Here is a 5,014-nt window from a genome sequence, read left to right on the forward strand (position 1 = left end):
TCCAGTCGAGATGACGATGCTTTTTATGAAGTTAATGGTTGTAAAAAATAGCGTACCGCAATTACAGCTCTTGATTTATTTCTTCACCAACTCAATCTGGAAAATATGCGGCCATTTTTTACCAGCCACAAAAAGTCCTTTCGTGGTTTTATCGTAAGCTATCCCATTTAAAACGTTATTGGCTTTTTCTTCTTCGGTTTTAAAATAATCGGCAGGCAATAATCCAGACAGATCGATTCTGCCCTCTACGGCACCGGTTTCCGGATTAATGATCAGAACATTGTTGGTAGTGTATACATTTGCATAAATCTTACCATCAATTACTTCAAGCTCATTCAGGTTCTGGATAGCACCTTTATCATCAAAAACATCAATCGATCCTGTTTTTTGATAAGTATCTTTATTCAGGAAAAAGATGGTATTGGATCCATCAGTATTCAATACTCTCTGTCCGTCGAAAGCCAAACCCCAACCTTCTCTACCTGTAGTATAAGAAAAATCTGAAAGCTTTTTGAAAGTAGCTTTATCGTACACAAAGCCCACTTTTTCGCGATAGGTTAATTGGATAATCTTGTTTCCGATCACGGTAATGCCTTCGCCGAAATATTGTTTATCCAGATCTGCTTTCTGAAGGACCTTACCACTTGCCGGATCTACTTTGCGTAAACTCGAGTGACCATAATCGCCGGCACTTTCGTAGAAAAAGCCATCATGGTATTCTAAACCTTCTACATAAGAAGAAGTATCGTGAGGCAATGATTTAATCACTTTGTAACCATACTCAACCGGAGCCTGGGCAGCCAAAACGTTGATATTGGAGGTTAAATCTTCCGATTTTCCTTCACCGAATATTTTTGCGGTCAACAGGTGGTTACCCAGTTTTAAACCGGCAGTTTTAAGTTTTATACCCGAGGTATCGGTTTTGGAAAGCACTTTAACAGTATCGATCAGATAAACTACCGAGTCTACCTTCTGCTCGGCACCAAACTGCACTTTAACATCAAACTCTTTTCCCGACGCGACATTAAGGCCGGTTAAAGGCGAAAGAAAACTACGGTAGGTTGTGGTGGTATTTTCCTTACAAGAACTTACAAATGCAAGTACGGTTCCGATAAATATGAAATTTTTAATGGGGTTAGTCTTCAGGCCAAAACGCATCTTCTATATGGTTTAAATTATAACTTTTGTTTTTTGTAAATGTAATTGCAATAATATCAAAACGGATATCATTTTGATGGTTCATGATGTCAATATAGGCATTTGCCGCCAATTCCATCTGTTTCTCTTTGGCTTTATGCACAAAATCTTCCGGTTCGCCGAAAGCTACTGAACTCCGCGATTTAACCTCTACAAAAACCATAATCCCGTTTTTATAAACAATTAAATCAATCTCGGCCTTGCCATGCGTCCAGTTTTCGTCCAAAATCTCATACCCCTCATCTTCGAGATATTGTTTGGCAATACTTTCACCGGCTTTACCTAAATCGTTGTGGAGGGCCATAGCTTATTAATTATTGAATGGGAGAATGAATCAATGAGAGAATGAATGATTGAGTTATACAGTTTCTTTGTTTGGCAAAAGAGCCTATCAAAAAGTCGTCATTTCGAGCGAAGTGCAACGTAGCCGAGAAATCTATCTCGAGACAGATCTCTCCATTCCGCTATCGCTTCAGTCGAGATGACATGTATTTTGGAGTTTACTTAACAATAACCGATCCCAAGAACTTCGAGATTTCTCTTTCTACTCCTTTAATTACACCATAACGCTGCATCAAAATTATCTGGTTGTCTTCGTTTTTTTCTTCTTTGATTTCTTTTAAAAGATTCATCAATATTTTCTCTACTTTCCGTTTTTTCAAGTGGAAAATACCGCCCAAAATGGTAGCTTTTAGATTCATCGATTCGTCTTTAACATAAATCAGGTGTTTATTCAACCAATTTTCGCTTAAAGCATGCTCTGATGTTGAAAGCGTAATGGCCAGATCTGCAATTGACCTATCCTCATGTTTAACAAAATGGTTTGATGTTGGCAAACGTCCGTTGTCAATTTCTGTTTTATAATAATCGATAATCTGTTTGCAGAGCGGATCATCAAATTCAACATCGGCCAGGTTTTGCATGATAAACGGACCAATGTACATATCGTCTATTTTATCCCAGTTTACAAATTCGTGCCCGTAAGCCAATAAAAGCCTTACTATCTCCTTTTCCTGAAATTCCTCTTCCTCTACAGTCGTCGGTTGCTCGTAGCCCATTGGGCCTGCGCTATCATCCCATAAATCATCGGGTGGTCCAAGTGGCTCGGGCGCACCGGAAGAATAAGGTTTAGGACTTGCCGATGGATTTGCTCTTTGATTGTTATCGAAGTTTTTCTTCAGCTTGGCCGAGCGCATTTTATTGAGCTCGCCCAGTAAAATATGTTCATCAATTTCGAGCAAACTGCTGCACTCGCGGATAAAAACCGAAGCTTTGATCTGGTCGGGGATTTTAGCGATGCTTTCTACAATATCACGGATAATGCCTGCACGTTTGATGGGATCGTTGCCGGCATCTTTAAGCAGCACATTGGCCTTGTATAAAATAAAATCTTTCCTGTTCTGCTCGAGGTAGGTTTTAAAAGCACCGGCACCAACGTGGTGCATGTACGAATCCGGATCGTGACCATCAGGGAAAGAAACGATTTTTACGTTCAATCCTTCTTCCAAAATCATGTCCAAACCGCGCAACGAGGCTTTAATACCTGCAGCATCACCATCAAACAAAATGGTAATGTTCTGGGTAAAACGCCCGATCAGTTTGATCTGCTCTACAGTTAACGAGGTACCCGAAGAAGCAACTACGTTTTCTATCCCGGCCTGATGCACCGAAAGTACATCGGCGTAACCTTCGGCCAGATAACAGTTATCAAGATCGCGAATGGCTTTTTTAGCATGGAATAAACCGTAAAGCACATTCGATTTATGGTAAATTTCACTTTCGGGCGAGTTTACATATTTCGGAACGTTTTTATCGGTTTTTAATGTCCTACCCCCAAAACCGATTATCCTACCGGTAAAGTTATGGATTGGGAACATTACACGCCCGCGGAAACGGTCATAAATTTTGCCGTTATCATTTTTGATTGATAGTCCTGTGGCTTCTAAAAACTCCAGTTTATGACCTGCATTGGTGGCACTCTGCGTAAGGGCGTCCCATACGTCGGGCGAATAACCAACTTCAAATTTTTTAAGGATATCTTCCCTAAAGCCACGCTCTTTAAAATAACTAAGGCCAATCCCCCTGCCCTCGTCGGTATCCCAGAGTTGTTTTACAAAAAAAGCACTTGCGTATTGTGAAACTACGTAAAGGCTTTCTTTGGCACTCTGGGCTTCTATTGCCTGTGGGCTTAGTTCGGCTTCTTCAACCTCAATATTGTATTTATTGGCTAAAAACTTAAGCGCCTCCGGATATGAATATTTTTCATGATCCATAATAAAGCGCACTGAATCGCCCCCTTTGCCACAACCAAAGCATTTGTAAATGCCTTTAGTAACTGAGACGTGGAATGAAGGTGTTTTTTCGCCATGGAAAGGGCAATTACCTATTAAACTGGTTCCGCGTTTTTTTAAGTGCACAAAATCCCCAACTACCTCCTCAATACGGGCGGTATCCATTATCTTATCTATCGTTTCGCGGTTTATCATACTTGTTATTGTCCGTCATTGCGAGGAGGCACGACGAAGCAATCTTTTTTGTTATTATTTATTTTTAAATTGTTATTACCCAGAAAGATTGCTTCCCTCTACCATACGATCCTTCTCTTCAGTTCGCAATGACGAAGTTGTTACCTGCAGGAAAGACTGCTTCAGTTTGCAATAATGATTTGTAATTGTAATCAAACAAATCACTTTTAAGCAAAGATTTCCATACTCCCTTCCTTTGTCTCGACTTCTAAAACTCGTCATTGCTAGGAGGCTTTACTACTGACGAAAGAATCTATTATGCTATTATTTATTTTAAACTGTTGTTACCTTCTGGAAAGATTGCTTCACTCCATCACGCAATCCCTGGCTTCAGTTCGCAATGACGATATTTTTAATCGCAATGACGACAATGAGCGTATTAACAATCTTTCACTATCTCCCATAAATCTTTCCATTCAGGATTCATAGATTCTATTAATTTTATCTTCTTTTTCCGGCTTCCACCTTTAATTCTTTTTTCTTCTGCGATTGCTTCTTCTATTGAATCATAAGAACAAAAATAAACAAGTTTATCTGTATTGTATTTAGCAGAAAAAGATTTAGGATATTCTTTGTCTTTATGTTCTTTTATCCTAAACATAATATCCGAAGTAACCCCGGTATATAACGTGGTATGGGTAAAATTAGTAATGATATAAACTGTTCCACCTCGTTCCATGATTATATTTTAAGTTCACCGTTTTACACGAAAGATTGCTTCACCCAATTGCGTTCCTTTGCTTCAGTTCGACCGCCCAAAGTCGTCATTGCGAGGAGGTACGACGAAGCAATCTTTCCTGCCAGCGACTCTTACAAAAAAGATTGCTTCGTCGGCTGAAAAAGCCTTCTCGCAATGACAATCTGTTGCGTATTCAGAATAACAGTAAATAACTCATATTAACTAATTGTTACCTCTTTTTCTACCGCTTAAATCCCCTGATTTTTACCCACTCCGTTTATTTAAATCGATGGAAATAACTTTCCATAATTCTTTCTTAAAAAAACTCAAAAAACCAATTTTTGAACTCGATTTTTTAAACTAGTTTAGCAGATTTTTTTATCGTCGAAAGAATGATAAATTCTCCTTTAATAAGCGTTCAAGGCACATTTATTTTGTAATAATGGCTTAAAATCTGTCTCTCAGATTTAACAATTTAATAACCTAGGCGATTAATACTGCTTACATCAAAGCAACATCTTTGTGCGATTTCAAAATAACAATATCCCAAACCAAACACTTACGATTTATTAATTATGCAAGGACTTTATTCCATTAAATTCCGGTTACCGCG

The 5,014-nt window shown here is 38.8% G+C and carries 4 protein-coding genes; all 4 read right to left on the reverse strand.

Features of this window, described 5'->3' with window-relative positions; translation table 11 throughout:
* Nucleotides 1-75 precede the first annotated feature (75 nt).
* Nucleotides 76-1,158: a glutaminyl-peptide cyclotransferase gene (locus B2V92_RS15285; protein ID WP_293309638.1), complete on the reverse strand. Its 1,083-nt coding sequence runs from the start codon at nucleotides 1,156-1,158 to the stop codon at nucleotides 76-78.
* Entirely contained in the window at nucleotides 1,136-1,501 is a 366-nt protein-coding gene (locus B2V92_RS15290; RefSeq protein ID WP_293309640.1) for a YraN family protein, read from the reverse strand. The genes B2V92_RS15285 and B2V92_RS15290 overlap by 23 nt, the downstream gene beginning before the upstream one ends.
* 196 nt (nucleotides 1,502-1,697) lie before the next feature.
* Complete coding sequence (gene dnaG, locus B2V92_RS15295) at nucleotides 1,698-3,683, reverse strand: DNA primase (RefSeq protein WP_293309642.1); 1,986 nt, start codon at nucleotides 3,681-3,683, stop codon at nucleotides 1,698-1,700.
* A gap of 418 nt (nucleotides 3,684-4,101) precedes the next feature.
* Nucleotides 4,102-4,401 (reverse strand): GIY-YIG nuclease family protein, encoded by a 300-nt coding sequence (locus tag B2V92_RS15300; protein ID WP_293309644.1) that lies wholly within the window; start codon nucleotides 4,399-4,401, stop codon nucleotides 4,102-4,104.
* Nucleotides 4,402-5,014: the final 613 nt, after the last annotated feature.

Origin of the sequence: Pedobacter sp. UBA5917 (assembly GCF_002432345.1) — a bacterium.
Classification (GTDB): Bacteria; Bacteroidota; Bacteroidia; order Sphingobacteriales; family Sphingobacteriaceae; genus Pedobacter.